Source organism: Caballeronia ptereochthonis (genome assembly GCF_001545075.1).
Lineage (GTDB): Bacteria > Pseudomonadota > Gammaproteobacteria > Burkholderiales > Burkholderiaceae > Caballeronia > Caballeronia ptereochthonis.
This window is the reverse complement of sequence record NZ_FCOB02000001.1, coordinates 248,507-267,650: the sequence shown is the minus strand read 5'-3', so window position 1 is coordinate 267,650 and position 19,144 is coordinate 248,507. Positions and strand designations below refer to the sequence as shown.

The 19,144-nt window shown below is 66.1% G+C and carries 13 protein-coding genes; 9 read left to right on the top strand and 4 right to left on the bottom strand.

The genetic code is table 11. The annotated features are described in order from the left end of the window. Positions 1-54: 54 nt before the first annotated feature. Positions 55-2,922, bottom strand: a complete 2,868-nt coding sequence (locus AWB83_RS01195; RefSeq protein ID WP_087042421.1) for a valine--tRNA ligase — start codon at positions 2,920-2,922, stop codon at positions 55-57. Between the two features lie 174 nt (positions 2,923-3,096). Between AWB83_RS01195 and AWB83_RS01190 the strand changes: the two genes are divergently transcribed. From AWB83_RS01190 to AWB83_RS01170, 5 genes are all read left to right on the top strand, one after another. Next, on the top strand, positions 3,097-5,463 hold the full coding sequence (locus tag AWB83_RS01190; RefSeq protein ID WP_087042420.1) for a UvrD-helicase domain-containing protein: 2,367 nt from the start codon (positions 3,097-3,099) through the stop codon (positions 5,461-5,463). After that, on the top strand, positions 5,460-6,212 hold the full coding sequence (locus tag AWB83_RS01185; RefSeq protein ID WP_087042419.1) for a 5'-methylthioadenosine/adenosylhomocysteine nucleosidase: 753 nt from the start codon (positions 5,460-5,462) through the stop codon (positions 6,210-6,212). The genes AWB83_RS01190 and AWB83_RS01185 overlap by 4 nt, the downstream gene beginning before the upstream one ends. Positions 6,213-6,340: 128 nt before the next feature. Continuing rightward, entirely contained in the window at positions 6,341-6,628 is a 288-nt protein-coding gene (locus AWB83_RS01180; RefSeq protein WP_087042418.1) for a hypothetical protein, read from the top strand. Positions 6,629-6,654: 26 nt separating this feature from the next. After that, positions 6,655-7,104 (top strand): hypothetical protein, encoded by a 450-nt coding sequence (locus AWB83_RS01175; protein ID WP_244197522.1) that lies wholly within the window; start codon positions 6,655-6,657, stop codon positions 7,102-7,104. A gap of 137 nt (positions 7,105-7,241) precedes the next feature. Then, positions 7,242-9,134 carry a propionate--CoA ligase gene (locus tag AWB83_RS01170; RefSeq protein WP_087042416.1) on the top strand — a complete coding sequence of 631 codons (1,893 nt, stop codon included), beginning with the start codon at positions 7,242-7,244 and terminating at the stop codon, positions 9,132-9,134. An 85-nt stretch (positions 9,135-9,219) separates the two neighbouring features. Here AWB83_RS01170 and AWB83_RS01165 read toward each other — a convergent pair whose 3' ends face one another. Beyond that, the gene (locus AWB83_RS01165) at positions 9,220-10,488 is read right to left on the bottom strand and encodes an MFS transporter (protein ID WP_087042415.1); all 1,269 of its coding nucleotides are present in this window, start codon (positions 10,486-10,488) and stop codon (positions 9,220-9,222) included. A 336-nt stretch (positions 10,489-10,824) separates the two neighbouring features. Between AWB83_RS01165 and AWB83_RS01160 the strand changes: the two genes are divergently transcribed. Then, entirely contained in the window at positions 10,825-12,486 is a 1,662-nt protein-coding gene (locus AWB83_RS01160) for a methyl-accepting chemotaxis protein (protein WP_087042414.1), read from the top strand. A 156-nt stretch (positions 12,487-12,642) separates the two neighbouring features. Then, positions 12,643-13,092, top strand: a complete 450-nt coding sequence (locus AWB83_RS01155) for a hypothetical protein (RefSeq protein ID WP_087042413.1) — start codon at positions 12,643-12,645, stop codon at positions 13,090-13,092. Positions 13,093-13,121: 29 nt separating this feature from the next. Here the strand turns inward: AWB83_RS01155 and AWB83_RS01150 are convergent, their stop codons facing one another. Together AWB83_RS01150 and AWB83_RS01145 are read right to left on the bottom strand one after the other, a co-directional pair. Further along, entirely contained in the window at positions 13,122-14,594 is a 1,473-nt protein-coding gene (locus AWB83_RS01150; protein ID WP_087042412.1) for an HDOD domain-containing protein, read from the bottom strand. A 152-nt stretch (positions 14,595-14,746) separates the two neighbouring features. Then, positions 14,747-16,672 (bottom strand): putative bifunctional diguanylate cyclase/phosphodiesterase, encoded by a 1,926-nt coding sequence (locus tag AWB83_RS01145; protein WP_087042411.1) that lies wholly within the window; start codon positions 16,670-16,672, stop codon positions 14,747-14,749. A 476-nt stretch (positions 16,673-17,148) separates the two neighbouring features. On the opposite strand from AWB83_RS01145, the gene AWB83_RS01140 reads away from it, so the two are divergent. Both AWB83_RS01140 and AWB83_RS01135 read left to right on the top strand, forming a co-directional pair. Next, on the top strand, positions 17,149-18,447 hold the full coding sequence (locus AWB83_RS01140) for an EAL and HDOD domain-containing protein (protein ID WP_087042410.1): 1,299 nt from the start codon (positions 17,149-17,151) through the stop codon (positions 18,445-18,447). A gap of 110 nt (positions 18,448-18,557) precedes the next feature. Next, positions 18,558-19,115, top strand: a complete 558-nt coding sequence (locus tag AWB83_RS01135) for a peroxiredoxin (RefSeq protein ID WP_087042409.1) — start codon at positions 18,558-18,560, stop codon at positions 19,113-19,115. Positions 19,116-19,144 lie beyond the last annotated feature (29 nt).

Genomic DNA, 19,144 nt, shown 5'->3' with positions numbered 1-19,144 from the left:
ATTTAGAACGTCGAGACAACCGGGTGCGTTCGATTGGTGATTCGAACCCCCAATTCAAGCAGGCAGACGCAATAACTGCGCCTGAAGTTTCTCGATAGTGGTTCCGTATTCTGCCAGCCTTTTCCGCTCCTGTTCAACGACAGCGGCCGGCGCTTTTGAAACAAAACTTTCATTGCCAAGCTTCGCGTTACATTTGGCAATTTCGTTGTTCAAACGGTCCACTTCCTTCGTCAGGCGCTCGCGCTCGGCCGCGACATCGATCTCGACCTTCAGCACCAGCTTGCTGCTGCCCACGATCGCGACCGGGGCGCCGTGCGCTTGCCGGTCGAGCGCGGCTTCGTCGTCGATGATCTTCACTTCGGACAGACGCGCGAGCGCGGCGACGTATGGCGCGAACGCGGAAAGACGCGCCGCGTCGCCGTGCGCGAGCAACGGCACCTTCACCGCGGGCGACAGATTCATTTCGCCACGCAGATTACGACATGCATCGATGACGGTTTTCAGTTCGGATGCCCACTGTTCCGCGGATTCGTCGATTTTTTTCTGCTCGGCGCGCGGGTACGGCTGCGTCATGATCGATACTTCGCCCTCCTTGGCGCCCGCCGGGAACGCGTCGGTCAACGGCGCCACTTTCTGCCACAGCGCTTCCGTGATGAACGGAATGATCGGGTGCGCGAGGCGCAGCACCGTTTCCAGCACGCGCAGGAGCGTGCGGCGCGTCGCGGTCTGCTGCTCAGGCGTGCCGGTCTGGATCTGCACCTTCGCGAGTTCCAGATACCAGTCGCAATACTCGTCCCACACGAACTTGTAAATCGCGCTCGCGACGTTGTCGAAACGATAGTCCGCGAAACCCTTTTCGACTTCCGCTTCCACGCGCTGCAGGAGCGACACGATCCAGCGGTCGGCCTGCGAGTAATCCGTATAGCCGCCCGGGCCGCAATCGCCCGGCTTGCACGCGCCGGGGTTCGCAAAGCCGCAATCGTGGCCTTCGCAGTTCATCAGCACGAAACGCGTGGCGTTCCACAATTTGTTGCAGAAGTTACGATAGCCCTCGCAGCGCGCGAGGTCGAAATTCACGTTGCGGCCGAGCGTGGCCATCGACGCCATCGTGAAGCGCAGCGCGTCCGTGCCGAAGGATGGAATGCCCTCGGGGAATTCCTTGCGCGTCTTCTTCTCGATCTGCGCGGCGGCCTTCGGGTTCATGAGGCCCGTCGTGCGCTTCGTGACGAGCGATTCGAGGTCGATGCCGTCCACGATGTCGATCGGGTCGAGCGTATTGCCCTTGCTCTTCGACATCTTCTGGCCTTCGGCGTCACGCACGAGGCCGTGCACATAAACGGTGTCGAAAGGCACCTTGCCGGTGAAATGCGTGGTCATCATCACCATCCGGGCGACCCAGAAGAAGATGATGTCGAAGCCCGTCACGAGCACGGAAGAGGGCAGGAAGGCCTTCAGCTCCCTCGTCTCGTTCGGCCAGCCGAGCGACGAGAACGGCACGAGCGCGGACGAGAACCATGTGTCGAGCACGTCCTCATCGCGCTTGAGCGGGCCCTTGTAGCCTTGCGCGTCGGCTTCGGCGCGGGCTTCCGCTTCGGTCTTCGCGACGAAGATCTCGCCGTTCTCGCCGTACCACGCGGGAATCTGGTGGCCCCACCAGAGTTGACGCGAGATGCACCAGTCCTGGATGTTCTCGAGCCACTGATAATACGTGGTGGTCCAGTTCTCCGGCACGAACCTGATCTTGCCGCTACGCACGACATCGAGCGACGTTTCCGTAATCGACTTGCCCGGATTGAACGTGCCTTCCGGAGCGGGCTTGCTCATCGCGACGAACCATTGGTCCGTGAGCATCGGCTCGATCACGACCTGCGTGCGGTCGCCGCGCGGCACCATCAGCTTGTGCGGCTTGACGGATTCGAGCAGGCCGAGCGCCTCCAGATCCTTCACGACCTGCTTGCGCGCGTCGAAGCGGTCCATGCCGCGATACTTCTCGGGCGCGTTGTCGTTGATCTTCGCGTCGAGCGTGAGGATTTCGATCTGCGGCAGCTTGTGGCGCTGGCCGACGGCGTAGTCGTTGAAGTCGTGCGCGGGCGTCACCTTCACGACGCCGGTGCCGAACTCGCGGTCCACGTATTCGTCCGCGATGATCGGAATCTCGCGGTCGCACAGCGGCAGCACCACCGTCTTGCCGATCAGATGCTGATAGCGCTCGTCTTCCGGATGCACCATCACGGCGACGTCGCCGAGCATGGTTTCCGGACGCGTCGTCGCGACCGTCAGATGGCCCGAGCCGTCCGGCAGCGGATACTGGATGTGCCACAGATGGCCGTTCTCTTCCTCGCTCACCACTTCGAGATCGGACACCGCCGTGCCGAGCACCGGGTCCCAGTTCACGAGCCGCTTGCCGCGATAGATGAGCCCCTGCTTGTAGAGCGTGACGAACACGTCGCGCACGGCGGCCGACATCTTGTCGTCCATCGTGAAGTATTCGCGCGACCAGTCGATCGACGCGCCCAGGCGCCGCACCTGATTCGTGATGGTCGAGCCGGACTGCTGCTTCCACGCCCAGACGCGCTTCAGGAACTCCTCGCGGCCGAGATCGTGGCGCGAAATGCCTTGCGCATCGAGCTGGCGTTCCACGACGATCTGCGTCGCGATGCCCGCGTGGTCCGTGCCCGGCACCCACAGCGTGTTCTCGCCGAGCATGCGGTGATAGCGCGTCAGGCCATCCATGATGGTCTGGTTGAACGCGTGCCCCATGTGCAGCGTGCCGGTGACGTTCGGCGGCGGCAACTGGATGGAGAAATTCTTCGCGCCTTCCTTGAACGTGGGGGCGGAAAGCCCGCGTTTTTCCCATTCCGGGCCCCATTGGGACTCGATCTCGTGAGGCTCGAAGCTCTTCGCAAGCGTGCTGTCGCTCATTGTTGGAATCTGCCGAAAAATGCGTGAAAAGATGCGGAGAATCCCCAATTATAAGGTTCCGGGCAGGCCGCCGGACGAATTGGGCCCCGCCCGGACCCGCCGCGCCCGAACGCTGCCATCGGCGCGGTCTTATAATGACCGGCCCGCCTCGTTCTATCCGCGTCCTGGTTTTCCATGCCCGATTTGCTCGCCAACCTGAATCCCGAACAGCTCGCCGCCGTGACGCTGCCCGACGAGTCCGCGCTCATTCTCGCGGGCGCCGGCAGCGGCAAGACGCGCGTGCTCATCACCCGCATCGCGTGGCTGATCCAGCACGGTTACGCGTCGCCGTCGACCGTGCTCGCCGTCACCTTCACGAACAAGGCCGCGCGCGAGATGCTGGCGCGTCTGTCGGCCATGATGCCGATCGACACGCGCGGCATGTGGATCGGCACCTTCCACGGCCTGTGCAACCGCATGCTGCGCGCGCACTACCGCGACGCCGGCCTGCCGCAGACCTTCCAGATTCTGGATACGTCCGACCAGCTTTCCGCCATCAAGCGGCTCATGAAGGGCCTGAACGTCGACGACGAGAAGTATCCGGCGAAGAATCTCCAGTACTTCATCAACAACGCGAAGGAGCAGGGCCTGCGTCCGAAGGACGTCGACGCGACCGACGACTTCAACCGCAAGTTCGTCGAGCTCTACCAGGCCTACGACCAGCAATGCCAGCGCGAAGGCGTGGTGGATTTTCCGGAACTGCTGCTGCGCTGCTACGAGCTGCTCGCGCACAATCCGCCGCTGCGCGCGCACTATCAGGCGCGCTTTCGCAATATTCTCGTCGACGAGTTCCAGGACACGAACAAGCTGCAATACGCGTGGCTCAAGCTGCTCGCGGGCGAGCACAACGCGATCTTCGCGGTCGGCGACGACGACCAGTCGATCTATGCCTTCCGCGGTGCGAACGTCGGCAACATGCACGACTTCGAGCGCGAGTTCCGCGTGAGGAATCTCATCAAGCTGGAGCAGAACTACCGCTCGCACGGCCATATCCTCGATGCGGCGAATTATCTGATCGCCAACAACGCGCGACGGCTCGGCAAGAATCTGCGCACCGACGCGGGGCACGGCGAGCAGGTGCGCGTCTATGAAGCCGCGACGGATTCGCAGGAAGCGGGCTGGATCGTCGAGGAAATCAAGGCGCTCATCAATACGGGCGTCTCGCGCGGCGAGATCGCGGTGCTCTATCGCAGCAACGCGCAGTCGCGCACCATCGAACATACGCTCGTGAACGCGGGCATTCCGTATCGCGTGTATGGCGGCCTGCGCTTCTTCGAGCGGCAGGAAGTGAAGCACGCGCTCGCGTATCTGCGCCTGATCGACAACCCGAACGACGACACGGCGTTCGCGCGTGTCGTCAATTTCCCGACGCGGGGCATCGGCGCGCGTTCCATCGAGCAACTGGCCGACGCCGCGCGTCTCTACAACTGCTCGATGGCGGCGGCCGTGCCCTACGTGACCGGCAAGGCGGGAACGAGCCTCGGCGCGTTCGCGACGCTCGTCGCGAAGATGCGTGCGGAAACGCAGCAGATGAGCCTGCCGGAGACGGTCGAATACGTCGTGCGCGCAAGCGGTCTGGCCGCGTTCTACGAAACCGAGCGCGAAGGCCAGGATCGCCTGGAGAACTTGCAGGAGCTGGTGAACGCGGCAGCGGCGTTCGTGAGCGAGGAAGGCTATGGCCTCGACACGCCCGCGCGCTCCATTCCGCTGCGCCCGGGCGCGACGGCCGCGCCGGAGATCGCGGCGGCGGGCGTGGGCGGCGACATCGAGGTGCTCGATGCGCCCGGCATCACCGATCCCGCGCAGAATCCCGACACCATGACGCCGCTCGCCGGCTTCCTCTCGCATGCATCGCTCGAAGCGGGCGACAACCAGGCGCAGGCCGGCCAGGACGCCGTGCAGCTGATGACCGTGCACGCGGCGAAGGGCCTCGAATTCACGGCGGTGTTCATCACCGGGCTGGAAGAGGGCCTGTTCCCGCACGAAAACAGCGCGCAGGAATCGGACGGGCTCGAGGAAGAGCGGCGTCTCGCCTACGTGGCGATCACGCGCGCGAAGGAACGGCTCTATCTGTCGTTCGCGCAAAGCCGCATGCTGCACGGGCAGACGCGCTACAACATCCGTTCGCGCTTCTTCGACGAATTGCCCGAAGGCGCGCTCAAGTGGCTCACGCCAAAGATCGAGCCGGGCGCGCGCTGGGGCGGACGCTCCGATAACGCCGGCTGGGGCCGCGACTGGTTCGCGCGGCCGGGACAGGAGCGCGGCGGCTCTTCCTACGGCGGCGGGCAGTCCACACAGGCGTTGCCGTCGTTCGCCAACGAGCAGCGCGCGGCCGATACCGGCTTCAAGGTCGGCCAGGCCGTCTTCCACACGAAGTTCGGCGAAGGCACGGTGACGGCGCTCGAAGGCTCCGGCGGCGACGCCCGCGCGCAGGTGCGCTTCAAGCGTCACGGAGAAAAGTGGCTCGCGCTCGCGGTCGCGAAACTGCAGGCCGTCGAATGAAGCGGCTCGGCATCATGGCGGCGCTGCCGCAGGAACTGGGCGATCTGATCGCGCAGATGCAGGCGGCGGGCGAGGTCCGCACGGTCGCGCTCGGGCGGCGCGAGTACTACGTCGGCGAGGCGCACGGCGTGCCTTCCGTCGTCACGCTCGCGCGCATCGGCAAGGTGGCGGCGGCCGCGACGGCGAGCGCGCTCATCCATGTCTTCGAGGCCGACGCGATCGTCTTCACGGGCGTCGCGGGCGGCTTGCGCGCGGACGTGCAGGTGGGCGACATCGTCGTCGCGGATGCCTTGATGCAGCACGATCTCGATGCGTCGCCGCTTTTTCCGCGCTATGAAGTGCCGCTGCTCGACCGCGCGCGCTTCGACGCCGACCGCGCGCTTTCCGATGCGCTCGCCGCCGCCGCCGATGCGTTCATCGCCGAAGAAGGCGCCACGGTCGCGGAGCGCTTCGCCGTGGCCGCGCCGCGCATGCGTCGCGGTCTCGTCGCGAGCGGCGACCGCTTCATCGCGAGCCACGAGGCGCTCTTCGCCCTGCGCGACGCGCTGCCGGACGCGCTCGCCGTGGAAATGGAAGGCGCGGCCATCGCGCAGGTCTGCTACGAGCACGATGTACCGTGCGCCGTCGTGCGGACCATCTCCGATACGGCGGACGCCGCCGCGCCCGCATCGTTCGCCGAGTTTCTCACGGCGATTGCCGCAACCTACTCGTCGGGCATTTTGTCGCGCTTTCTGCGCGCGGCCGGCTGATTCAGCCCGAAGCCCGCGCGGGCAGGGCTTTTCCGCCATTTCTCCTTTCCTCAATTGCCGCTTGTGGTTGAGAATGATTCTCAATACAATCGCTCATACAGCCTGAGCACAACAGGAGGCCCGAGGACATGACCAACGATTTCATCGCCATCGGCGCGGCGAGCGCGGCGCGCCCGGCACGCGGGACGGACGAGCGGGGTAAGCCGAAGGAGGTGTGTGCAATATCCGTGAACGCCGCGAAGGTGCTCGAAACGACGCGCCGCGCATGGCGCGACGCCGATGCGAGCCAGACGCAGGTGAAAGCCGAGCGCCGCCCGCCGCGCGCATCGAACCCGAAGAAGCGCGTTGTGCCGCGGCGTTCCCGCTGGCCGAGCCTCGTCGCCGCGCTGAATGACTGGAGCCCGAAACCGCTGTGAACGCCGCCGATTCCTCTTCGAAATCCGTGACACTTCCCTCGCTCGCGCTCGACGCGCGTCTCTTCGATGCAAGCCGCTTTCCGCTCGTGCGGCTGCGCCCGCGTGCCGTGAAGCCCGGCTACGCGTTCGCATGGAGCGCGCAGATGCGGCGGCTCGTCGCGCTGTGGACGCCCTTCGTGCTGGTTACCGAGCATGACGAGCACGAAACCGCCGACGACGCGCGCCTGCGCGCGGCATGGATGCGCACGCATCGCGCAACGCTCGCAGCGTTCTGCCGCGGCCTGATCGTGATCGAGCCGCGCATCGAGGCGCGCGCGACGACGCGCGAAACCCTGCGCAAGATGACCGAAGGCAGCGGCGTGCGCACGGTCGTCGTGTCGAGCATGCGGGTCGCGGGCGAGCTCGCGCCAGTGCTGCTCAAGCACTCGATTCCGGAAAACGCGTCCACCGCGCGCACGCGCACCCAGGCGGTCTGAACGATCAGGGCGCGCCCTGTCTAGCAGGGGTCGGCGGGCTGCTCTATGCTGTGTCGAGCGGAGTCGGCGCCTTTGGCGCTTGCTCCGGTCCCATGCACAGCAGCGGAGCCGAGGCCTTCCACCTTCAGAGGACGCGCATGCCGACTTACCGAGAAGCGTATCGCCAATCGATCGAGGAGCCCGAAGCGTTCTGGGCCGAGCAGGCCCGCCGCATCCACTGGCAGACTCCGTTCCGTCAGGTGCTCGACCGCAGCAAGCCGCCGTTCGCGCGCTGGTTCGTCGGCGGCAGGACGAATCTGTGCCATAACGCCGTCGATCGTCATCTGGCCTCGCGCGCGCAACAGGACGCACTCGTCTATGTCTCGACGGAAACGGGCATCGAGCGCCGCTACACCTACGCCGAGCTGCATGCGGAAGTGAATCGCATGGCGGCCGTCATGCGCTCGCTGCACGTTCAGCGCGGCGACCGCGTGCTCATCTATCTGCCGATGATCCCCGAGGCGCTCTTCGCGATGCTCGCGTGCGCGCGCATCGGCGCGATTCATTCGGTCGTGTTCGGCGGGTTCGCCGCGCCCAATCTCGCGGCGCGCATCGACGATGCCGAGCCCGCGCTCATCATCACGGCGGACGCCGGCGCGCGCGGGGGCAAGGTGATCGACTACACCCCGCTCGTCGACGAGGCGCTCTCGCGCGCGCAGTTCAAGGTGCCGCAGGTGCTGCTGATCGACCGGCAGCTTGCGCCGGAGCGTCTGCAGGCGAGCTATCTCGTCGCGTACGAGCCGCTGCGCGAGCAGTTCTTCGATGCCCACGTGCCATGCGAATGGCTCGAATCGAACGAGCCTTCCTACATTCTCTATACGTCCGGCACGACCGGCAGGCCGAAAGGCGTACAGCGCGACGTCGGCGGATACGCGGTCGCGCTCGCGGCGTCGATGGAGCATATCTTCCAGGGCGCGCCCGGCGACACGATGTTCACGGCATCCGACATCGGCTGGGTGGTCGGACACAGCTACATCATCTACGCGCCCTTGATCGCGGGGCTGACGACCGTGATGTACGAAGGCACGCCGATCCGGCCCGACGGCGGCATCTGGTGGCGGCTCGTGCAGCAGTACGGCATCAACCTGATGTTCACCGCGCCGACCGCGATCCGCGTGCTCAAGAAGCAGGATCCGGCGCTGATGGAGAAATACGACCTGTCGAGCCTGCGCACGCTCTTTCTCGCGGGCGAGCCGCTCGACGAGCCCACCGCGCAGTGGATCCAGAGCGCGCTGAAGAAGCCCGTCATCGACAACTACTGGCAGACCGAAACAGGCTGGCCGATGATCGCGATTCCGCGCGGCATCGAGGCATTGCCGTCGAAGCTCGGCTCGCCGGGCGTGCCGTCGATGGGCTTCGATCTCAAGCTGCGCAACGAGGCGACGGGCGATGTCTGCGCGCCGGGCGAGAAGGGCGTCGTCACGCTGGAATATCCGCTGCCGCCGGGCTGCATGCAGACCGTCTGGGGCGACGACGAACGCTTCTTCGACACGTACTGGAAGAGCGTGCCGAATCAAATGGTCTACTCGACCTTCGACTGGGGCGTGCAGGACGAAGACGGCTACGTGTCGATTCTCGGGCGCACCGACGACGTGATCAACGTGGCGGGGCACCGGCTCGGCACGCGCGAGATCGAGGAGGCGCTGTCGGCGCATCCGGCGGTGGCGGAAGTGGCCGTGGTCGGCATCGCCGATGCGGTGAAGGGGCAGGCCGCGGCGGCGTTCGTCGTGCTGCGCGACGCCGACCGCATCAATGCGCCGGGCGCGCGCGAGGGGATGGAGTCGGAGTTGTGCCACGCGGTGGATTCGCAGCTCGGCGCGATCGCGCGGCCGGCTCGCGTGCATTTCGTGACGATGCTGCCGAAGACGCGTTCCGGCAAGCTGCTGCGCCGCGCGATCGCCGCGCTGGCCGAAGGGCGCGACCCGGGCGAGTTGCCGACGATCGAGGATCCGGGCGCATTGATGCAGGTGCGGGAGGCGTTGGGAAACTGAGCGCCGAACCAAGCGCCGAAAACGCGACGGGCGCGCGGTCCGCTGAAGGACCGGCGCGCCCGCCGGAACGAATCAGAAGCCGCGATCAGGCCTTCGCACGCGCCTCGTGCATCTTCGGCAGCAGGACGGTCAGCACGCCGAGCAGCGGCAGGAAAGCACAGACCTTGTAGACGTAATCGATGCTGGTGGCATCCGCGAGATGCCCGAGCACCGCCGCGCCGACGCCGCCCATCCCGAACGCGAAACCGAAGAACAGGCCCGCGACCATCCCGACCTTGCCCGGAATCAGCTCCTGCGCATAGACCAGAATCGCCGAGAACGCCGAGGCCAGCACGAGCCCGATGATCACCGACAGCACACCCGTCCAGAAGAGGTTCGCGTAAGGCATCAGCAGCGTGAACGGCGCGACGCCGAGAATCGACACCCAGATCACCGCCTTGCGTCCGACCCTGTCGCCGACCGGACCGCCGATGATCGTGCCCGCCGCCACCGCTGCGAGGAACACGAAGAGGTGGATTTGCGCGGTCTGCACCGAGACGCCGAACTTGCTGATCAGATAGAACGTGAAGTAGCTGGTGATGCTCGCGAGATAGAAGTACTTCGAGAACACGAGCAGCACGAGCACGCTCATCGCCATGACGACCTTGTTGCGCGGAAGCGTCGCGTGCGCCACTTGCGCGTGGCCTTTCTTCGTCGCCGGATGACGTTTGTACCAGCGGCCGATATTGGCCAGCACGAACATCGCGACGAGCGCCGCCACCGAGAACCACGCGATGCTCTTCTGTCCATGCGGAATGACGATCAGCGCGGCGAGCAGCGGCCCGAGCGACGAGCCGGCGTTGCCGCCGACCTGAAACAGCGACTGCGCGAGCCCGTGCTTGCCGCCCGAGGCCATGCGCGCGACCCGCGACGACTCCGGATGGAATACCGACGAACCGCAGCCGACCAGCGCCGCCGCGATGAGCAGCGTGCCGAAATTCCCCGCGACCGACATCAGCAGCAGACCCGACAGCGTGAAGCCCATGCCGACTGGGAGCGAATAAGGCTTCGGATGCTTGTCGGTATAGAGCCCGACGATCGGCTGCAGCAGCGACGCAGTGATCTGATACGTCAGCGTGATCAGGCCGATCTGCCCGAACGTGAGCGCGAACTCGCTCTTGAACATCGGGTAGATCGCCAGAATCAGCGACTGGATCATGTCGTTCAGCAGGTGCGAGAAGCTGATCGCGCCCAGGACGGAATAAACGGTGCGTTGCGCGCCCGTATTCGCGGAGTTCGCCGTTGAATTCGCAGCGGAAGATCCGGCCGACGCGCCGGCGGGCGACAGCGTGCCCTTGTCGATACTCGTTTGCATGGTGAATGGCTGGTGTAAGCGGAAGTCGTCCCGGTTTTTTATTTTTTCGGCCCGATGATTTATGCGCGGACTGAATTTCTGACAAGTGTAGGATGTCCTCGTTGCGTTGTGCTGCCAAGCTTTGTCGCGAATCGGACAGGATCGCGCGGCCTGCGGGTTATTTCGTCTGACGCAATGATTTTTGGCCGGTTATAAAAATGATGGTGAACGAACGCCTGTTCGCTTCGATTAAAAACGGCTCAAGAAAGCCGGCAAAACTGCCGTACTACCGGCGGGACCAGACCAGGACGCACCGCACGACGGCCAAGTCCGCAGATCAAATTCGGGGATCGATCGATGAAACTATTTTCGCTACGCGGCGCAAAGGACGCGGGCTTTCTGGCGAACGCCGAAGCCGCATCCGCGGGACTGCACGAGCGCGCGGCGAGCAAGCGCACGCTGTCCGTCAAGGCGTCGCTCAGGCTGGCATTCGGGCTCGTGCTGGCGGGCACGCTCGCCATCGGCGCAATCTCGCTCACACAGATCAGCCGCCTGAACGGCGCGACCGAATCCATCTATACGCAAGGTTACGTCGCGAGCCGCGCGGCGGAAGAAACGCGCGGCTATCTGCTGCGCGCGAGCCGCTCGCAGAAGATGCTCCTCACCGCGAGCACCGGCAAGGAGCGCGACGAGCTCGGCGCGCAGATCGAGCAGTCGCTCGCCGACATCAACAAGGAGCAGGCGCAGCTCGCGCAATACATCGATCACGCGGACAAGGACGCGCTCGCGCAGCAGAAGCGTGTCGCCGGCGCGCTCGCGACCTGGAGCGAGAACCTGCGCGCCTTCGTCAAGCTCGTGAAGGAGCAGCCGCTCGATCTCTCGCAGATGAACTGGCAGGTCGGCACGCAGGACGTGTCGCTGCTCGTCGAGACCGGCAAGCTCGAAAAGATGGTCGACGATCTCGTTGCGCGCCGTGGCGCCGCCGCGAAGGCCACCATCGATGGCGCGGCGTTCATCTTCCATTCGTCGTTCGTGATGGTGTCGGCGCTGACGCTCGCGCTCTTCGCGCTCGCGATCGTCGTCTCCGAATGGGTCGTGCGGCGTCTCGCCGGACAACTCGGCGGCGAGCCCGGCTACGCGAAGGACATCGCGCGCCGCATCGCTTCGGGCGACCTCGCGTACCGGATCACGCTCAAGCGCCGCGACGACGCCAGCATGCTGCACGCGCTCGCCGAAATGCAGGCAGGCCTCTCGGCCACCGTCGGCGATATCGCGGCGGCGGCTGCGGCGATCGCATCGGCATCGAGCGAGATATCGACGGGCAACGTCGACCTGTCGCGCCGCACGGAAGAGCAGGCGGTCGCGCTGGAAAAGACCGCGACCAGCATGGAGCAGCTCACGTCCACGGTGCGCCAGAACGCCGACAACGCGAAGCAGGCGAGCACGCTCGCGGCGAATGCGTCGGAAATCGCGGAGAAGGGCGGCGCGGTGGTGAGCCGCGTCGTCGAGACGATGCAGCGCATCGACACGAGCGCGAAGAGCATCGGCGACATCATCGGCGTGATCGAGGGCATCGCGTTTCAGACCAACATCCTCGCGCTGAATGCGGCGGTCGAGGCGGCGCGCGCGGGCGAGCAGGGGCGCGGCTTCGCGGTCGTCGCGGGCGAGGTGCGCAGTCTCGCCCAGCGTTCGTCGGCGGCGGCCAAGGAGATCAAGGCGCTGATCGACGCGTCGGTGTCGCGCGTGTCGGACGGCTCGACCTACGCGCAGGAAGCCGGCGTGACGATGGACGAAGTCGTGAAGGCGGTGCGCCGCGTGACGGACATCATGGGCGAGATTTCGGCGGCGTCCGCCGAGCAGAAGACCGGCATCGAGTCGATCGGCGAGGCCGTGACGAAGATGGACGCGAGCACGCAGCAGAACGCCGCGCTCGTCGAGCAGGCTGCCGCGGCGGCGCAATCGCTCGACGATCAGGCGCGCGCGCTGAAGACGCTGGTCGGGAAATTCCAGTTGGCCTGACGCACTACATCGAATAGAATCGCGGACGGGCGCGGCAGGGCGCCCGGTCTCGCGAAAGTCTTGCGCACTTGCCGCGCAGTGAACGTCTTCCGGATCAAACCGCAACGTCGAACCTTTTCAGCCGCAGCGAGAACGGCGCAATAAGGGAACAACGTCATGTGGTCAACATCCTGCCCGATCTCTTCTTCCGTATCCAATAGCGACTATCTGCGCGAGCATGCGCGGCGCCTGCTTCGTCACGCCCGCGACGGCGACACGAGCGCGGCCATGCCCGTGCTGCGCCGCTTGCTCGCGGCGAAGATCACGCGTGCCGCGCGCCTCGCCGACCTGCACGCGCTTCGCGACGACCTGCAACTGAAGCATCTTCTCGCGATGCTCGCCGCCGAGCTCGGCTACGCGAGCTGGGACGCATGCAAGGCCGATATCGACGCATGCCCGGCCGCCGCGATCGACCGCTATCGGCTCGATGCCGGCGCGTTCAACGACTTCGAGAAGAACTGGTTTGCGAACGAGCACGACGCGCTCGACTGGCAGCGCGCGCACGGCGGCTATATCGTGCGCTACGGCGCGCAGGCCTTGGCGATCCTGAAGCGCGATTCAGCGTGAAGTGACGCGCGCGGGAAGGAAGCCGCTGCTCAGATCAGCTCGACTTCCTTCCAGTTCGCGCTGGAAAAAAAACGGCTCAGCTCCTTGGTGAGCTCGTTCAGCGCGCTCATCTCGGGCGGCGAGATCTTGCGCACGTGCTGCGGATGCGTCCAGTCGCCGTAGACGAGCGCGACGGTCGAATCGCTCGATTTCACCGGCAGGAGCACGAAGGCCTGCGCCTCGCCGAGCGTGTCCTTGTACCAGCGCGGCAGGCGCGCATCGATGCGCGCGTCGTGCGCATTCTCGATGAAGATGCCCACCGGATTCGTGATCGCGAGATGGAACACGTCCGGCCGGAATTCGGCCGAGAAGCGCAGTTGCCGCAGCATCGGTTCGACGCCGTGTCCCAGCCCCAGGCGCGCGTGGAATTCGTTGTTGGCCTGGCGCACGAACACCACGGTGCGCGAGAGGTGGAGGCTCGCGAGGAGCGACTCGGAGGCGAGCGCGAGCGCGGGCGCCAGGGCGCTCTTCGACGGCAGCGAGCGCAAGTCCTCGACGCTCGCGCCGATGCGCGCCTCGGCCGAGACGTTCGCGCGCGCGATCGCATCGGCGTTCGCCTGCAATTCGGAGATTTCGCGGATCACGCCGTCGCTCGCTTCCTCGTCGGCGAGCGCGAGGCTCATCGACGCGAGCGTTTCGGGATCGGTGTTGAGCGCGCCGCTGTAGCGGTTGGCGATGTCGACGAGCATCGACTCGCGGCCGTCGGCGGCGACGTTCTGCGCGGTGAGCGCGTCGGCGACTTCGGTCGAATAGTTGGTGACGGCCTGCAGCCAGCGCACGTGCTTCGGCGCGGTTTCATCGGCGGGCGCGCTCGGATCGCTCGCGCGCATGCCCTGGCGGATCGTCTCGGGCAGACGCCAGCGGTCGGCGGCCTCGATGCCGATTTCGTCGAAGGTCACGCCAAGCAGCGCCGCGCACGCGAGGCTGTCGCTGATGTTTTCCGACGCGGCCTTGCGCCGCAGCTGATCCCATTCGTGCTCGAGATAGAACGCGACGAGCAGCTTGCCGATCTGCCGCATCAGCGTGCAGACGACCGCTTCTTCAGCGGAGCGCAGGTCCGAGTGCTCGGTGATCTGCCGCGCGACCGCGCCCGAGAGCAGCGTGCGGTTGAGTTCGAGCTTCGCGTCGATGCGGCGCGGCGCGCTCTGATGGAAGTGATCGACGATCTTCAGGCCCACGACGAGATGGCCGACCGCATCCATGCCGAGGACCGTCAGCGCGCGCGTGACCGTGGTGATGTTGCCGCCGAACGCGATGTACATCGCCGAATTGGCGAGGCGCAGCACCTTCTGCGTGAGGCCGACGTCCGACAGCACGACCTGCACGAGCGCCGTGAAGTCGAGGTCGTCATCGCTCATCGCGGACACGGTCGAGCGCAGTGCCTGAGAAAGCATGGGGAAATCCCCGCGCTCGCTCATGCGCGCCCACAACTTGTCCAATAGTTCGGCCTTGGTGCGTGCCATTGCTAACAATAAGAACCCTGCTCGTTTACGCGACTGCTGACCCGAGGCGGCCCGACAAAACCGAATCCAGCGCCCGATAACATGGAAAGATACACGTTATTAGGGAGTTACGGCGCATTCCTCGATTGGAACACGAACAATTGTCCGCTCCATCATGCTCCATGCAACACGAGCGAATTCGACTGAAACGATCGCGCCAGCTCGTCCGACGGCAACGCGTGGCTGATGAGCCAGCCCTGAATATGATCGCATCCGAGGTCGGCGAGCAGGTCGCGCTGCGCCTCCGTTTCGACCCCTTCGGCGACGAGCTCGAGCCCGAGCGACTGCGCGAGCCCGACGACCGCGCTCACGATCGCGCGGTTGTTGCGGGACGTAATCAGGTTCTCGACAAAGCTGCGGTCGATCTTGAGCTTCGAGAGCGGAAAACGTTGCAGGTACGCGAGGCTCGAATAGCCGGTGCCGAAGTCGTCCACGGCGAAGCGGATGCCGATCGACGTGAGCGCTTCGAGCAGGCGCGTCGCTTCCTCCGGATCGTGCATCAGAAGGCTCTCGGTGATCTCGAACACGAGGCGCCGCGCGTCGATGCCCGTGAGCGCGAGCGCTTCCTTTACCGCGGCGGTGAAACGCTTGTCGCGGAACTGCTGCGGCGACACGTTGACCGACACGTAGTCGAGCCGGATGCCGATTGCGTCCCACTGCACGATCTGCATGCAGGCGGCTTTCAGCACCCAGTTGCCCAGATAGTTGATGAGCCCGATCGATTCCGCGAGCGGGATGAAGGTCGACGGCGGCACGAGCCCGTGCACCGGATGATTCCAGCGCATCAGCGCTTCCACGCCGACCACGGCGCCCGTGCGGATCTTCGTGATCGGCTGGAAGAAGAGCGAGAACTCGCCGTTGCGCACCGCTTCGTACAGGTCCGCCTCGAGCTTCAGGCGTTCGGCGTCGGCGGGGTTGTCGTCGAGCGTGTGGAACACGAGCGCGTTGCCGCCCGATTCCTTCGCCTGCGCGAGCGCGTGATCGGCCATGCGCAGAAGGCTCGTTTGCGCGCCGCTTCGCGCGTTCTTGCCGGCCTGGTCCGGATACAGCGCGACGCCCACGCTCGCTGAAAGGTGCGTGTGCTGGCCGCGATGCCGGTACGGCTGCGCGATCGCGGTGAGCAGGCGCCGCCCGAGACTTTCGGCGAGTTCCGCCGTGGTGCCCGGCGGCAAAAGCACCGCGAACTCGTCGCCGGCCACGCGCGCGACGCGCTCGCCGTGCCCCGCCGTGTGCTGGATGCGACGCGCGGTTTCGCGCAGCAACTCGTCACCGGCGTCGTAGCCGAGCGCGCGGTTGATGCGCTGATAGTCGTCGATGTCGAGCAGCACGAGCCCCGCGTGCGTGCGCGTGAGCTCGGCCGCGGCCTGCGCCGCGCCGATCGCCGCCTTGAGTGCGACGAGGTTCTCGAGACCGGTGAGCGGATCGTGATTCAGCGCGTGCGTGAGCGAGGTCTCGCGCTCGCGCCAGTGCGACACGTCGAAGGCGGCGAGCGCGAAGCCGGGCGTGCCGTGCGCGGCGCTCGAGATGAGGCGCAGCTCCACGCAGACCGGATAGGTGAGCGACTTCACGACGGTCAGGGTCGCCGATTCGAGCTTGCCGCTCGCGCGCGCCCGGGCGACGAGCGCGTGGAGCTCGTCGGCCTCCTCGGATGCGACGAGATCGTGCAGCGTCAGCATGCTCAGATAGTCGCGGTGATAGCCGATGAACTCGATGCTCGCATCCGACACATACTGGAAGCGCAGCGCGTCGTCGAGCTGCGCGAGGAAGTCGACGGCGCCGAGCGCGGCTTCGGATGCGCCCGCGCTGACGGCGTTTCTGGGACCGGGAGCGCCGGACGCGGCGGCCGCGATGGCGCCGGCGCCAGGCACCGCTGATGCGGGTTGCCCGTCCGGCGTCGAGGGCGCGTCGCCGGGTTCGGGATGCGAGTCGAGCACGCTTTCCCGGCCCGCGCGCGCGGCGCTTCCCCATGCGCGGGAGAGCGCATCGAGCGCGATGCGCCACGGTGCGCGGCGTGAGGCGGTGATCCGATTCGCTTGCATGTTCTCGTTGGGTTCTGGCGGCGGCGCCCGCCCGGCCGGGCAAACGGCGGCGCGCGGGAAAACCGCTTCAGCGCGGCCTGCCGCCGGGGCGTGCCGAAACGGGCGTGGCACGCTCTATCAGGCGAGTTATCGGCGTTGTCGGGGATTTCTTTAACCGGTCACGCGGTCGCAACGATTCCGTCGGGCGATCGGGACTCTTCTCAATTTCCGGATAGGAGAGTTTCGTATCGTGTCGACTGACGAATTCGGTTACAGTGGCGCGTTTTCCGTGGAAACGGTTTCCCCGCCATTGCCGATCGATGCAGGGCGCCGCGCTGTTGACTCTCAGAATTCGTCCGACTCGTTCGTTCCATGATCGATTCCAATACGTTGCCGGCCCGCGCCGCCGCCGGGGTCCTCGAACCGGCCTTCATGCCAGGCCCGGCAGCGCCGGCGGCCGCGTTCGCGTCCCGGCGCGCCTCCGATCGGTTCCCGTCATGCCCGATTCTTCCCTGAAGCGCGCGACGCCCGCCAAGCGCGGACAGAGCGTCTACGTCGGGCGCCAGCCGATCCTCGACGGCGAGGGCGCGCTGGTCGCCTACGAACTGCTGTTTCGCGACAGTCCCGACAACCGCGCCCGCGTCCACGACGACGTGCAGGCGACCGCGCACGTCGTCGCGCGCACGGTGGGGGAGATCGGCGTGGCCGCCGTGCTCGGGCCGCACCCGGGCTACGTGAACATGAGCCGCGAGCTGCTCTTCGACGACATCGTCCACATCATGCAGCCGGAGCGCTTCGTGCTGGAGCTGCTGGAGAGCATCACCTTCGACGACGCGCTCTTCAAGCGCTGTGCGCAGTTGCGCGACGCGGGCTTTCGCCTGGCACTGGACGACGTGGTTCGCCTCGACGATCCGCTGCTCGCCGCGCTCCCCTCGGTCGATATCGTCAAGGTCGATTTCCTCGCGGCGGATCACGCCCATCTGCCGGAGCTGGCGGCGGCGCTGAAGCGGAGCGGCAAGCTCCTCGTGGCGGAGAAGGTCGAGACGCACGACGATTTTGCGCAGGCGAAAGACCTCGGCTTCGATTTTTTCCAGGGCTATTTCTTCGCGCGGCCGCAAGTGCTGTCCGCGCGCCGCGCCAGCCCCGCGCGGGGCTCGCTGCTGCGCCTCATGGCCGTGCTCGCCGGCGAGCGGGGCATGCGCGAGCTGGAGGCGGAGCTCAAACGCAATCCGGACATCGTCGTGCAGCTGATGCGCCTCGCCAATTCGAGCGCGCAGACGCGCGGGCGGCGGGTGTCTTCGTTGCGCGAGGCCATCGCGGCCGCCGGCACGCGCCAGCTGATGCGCTGGGCCCAGCTTCTGCTCTATGCGGAAGGCAGCGGCCTGCCGTGGCGCTCGGACCCGCTCCTGCAGCTCGTCGGCACCCGCGCGCGCTTCCTGGAGCTCGCGGCCGGCATGCTGCGTCCCGAGGACGAAGCCTTCTCCGATGCCGCGTTCATGACCGGCATCTTCTCGCTCGTGCATGTCGTGCTCGACATGCAGCCGGCGGAAATTCTCGATAAGCTCCATCTGGCGGCGGAAATCCGCGCGGCGATTCTTACCGGCGAGGGTCCGCTCGGCGCGCTGCTCGGCATCGCGCGGGCGGCGGAGCGCGGCGACGCGCCCGCCATCGACGCGAGCGGGCGCGCGCAACCGGTGCTCGGCGTGCTCACGCCCGCCGTGCTGGCGGAGCTGCAGGTCGAGGCCGCGGCCTGGTTCGCCCAACATCGCATGGACCAGCGCGCGGACGACGCCTGAGAAGAATCCGGAGCGAAGCCGGCGTTCATCCCGCGAGGCGGATGAACGCCGGCTTCACATGAACCATGTCATCGCAAGGAGCGCGCATGAAGAGCAAGTTTTCCAGGCTTATGGCGGGTTTCGCCGTGGCGATAACGGCCGCGATCGGTTGCGCGGTCGCGGCCTGGCCGCTTACGGCAGGCGCGACGCTCAAGCCCGGCGATCCCGCGCCGGACTTCACCGCGCAGGCATCGCTCGGCGGCAACGTGTACGAGTACTCGCTCGCCGATGCGCTGAAGAAAGGCCCGGTCGTCCTGTATTTCTATCCGGCGGCGTTCACGAAGGGCTGCACGATCGAGGCGCACGCGTTCGCCGAGGCGGTCGATCAGTACAAGGCGGAGGGCGCGACGGTCATCGGCGTGTCGCACGACAATATCGACACGCTGAAGCGCTTCTCGGTGAGCGAGTGCCGCAGCAAGTTCCCGGTCGCGGCGGACGCGAACTCGAAGATCATCCGCTCCTACGACGCTTCCATGCCGATGAAAAGCTCGATGGCCAATCGCGTGTCCTACGTGATCGCGCCGGACGGCAAGGTCATCTACGAGTACACGAGCCTCTCGCCCGACCAGCACGTCGCGAACACGCTGCAGGCGCTGCGCGACTGGAACACGAAGCACAAGGCGCAGTGATGCGCGCCGTTTCGACCGGTTGAGTTCGC

What these genes read in the sequence shown, in the direction of transcription:
- AWB83_RS01195 (WP_087042421.1), bottom strand. Translation starts at nt 2,922, where the DNA reads ATGAGCGACAGCACGCTTGCGAAGAGCTTCGAGCCTCACGAGATCGAG.
- AWB83_RS01190 (WP_087042420.1), top strand. Translation starts at nt 3,097, where the DNA reads ATGCCCGATTTGCTCGCCAACCTGAATCCCGAACAGCTCGCCGCCGTG.
- AWB83_RS01185 (WP_087042419.1), top strand. Translation starts at nt 5,460, where the DNA reads ATGAAGCGGCTCGGCATCATGGCGGCGCTGCCGCAGGAACTGGGCGAT.
- AWB83_RS01180 (WP_087042418.1), top strand. Translation starts at nt 6,341, where the DNA reads ATGACCAACGATTTCATCGCCATCGGCGCGGCGAGCGCGGCGCGCCCG.
- AWB83_RS01170 (WP_087042416.1), top strand. Translation starts at nt 7,242, where the DNA reads ATGCCGACTTACCGAGAAGCGTATCGCCAATCGATCGAGGAGCCCGAA.
- AWB83_RS01165 (WP_087042415.1), bottom strand. Translation starts at nt 10,488, where the DNA reads ATGCAAACGAGTATCGACAAGGGCACGCTGTCGCCCGCCGGCGCGTCG.
- AWB83_RS01160 (WP_087042414.1), top strand. Translation starts at nt 10,825, where the DNA reads ATGAAACTATTTTCGCTACGCGGCGCAAAGGACGCGGGCTTTCTGGCG.
- AWB83_RS01155 (WP_087042413.1), top strand. Translation starts at nt 12,643, where the DNA reads ATGTGGTCAACATCCTGCCCGATCTCTTCTTCCGTATCCAATAGCGAC.
- AWB83_RS01150 (WP_087042412.1), bottom strand. Translation starts at nt 14,594, where the DNA reads ATGGCACGCACCAAGGCCGAACTATTGGACAAGTTGTGGGCGCGCATG.
- AWB83_RS01145 (WP_087042411.1), bottom strand. Translation starts at nt 16,672, where the DNA reads ATGCAAGCGAATCGGATCACCGCCTCACGCCGCGCACCGTGGCGCATC.
- AWB83_RS01140 (WP_087042410.1), top strand. Translation starts at nt 17,149, where the DNA reads ATGCCCGATTCTTCCCTGAAGCGCGCGACGCCCGCCAAGCGCGGACAG.
- AWB83_RS01135 (WP_087042409.1), top strand. Translation starts at nt 18,558, where the DNA reads ATGGCGGGTTTCGCCGTGGCGATAACGGCCGCGATCGGTTGCGCGGTC.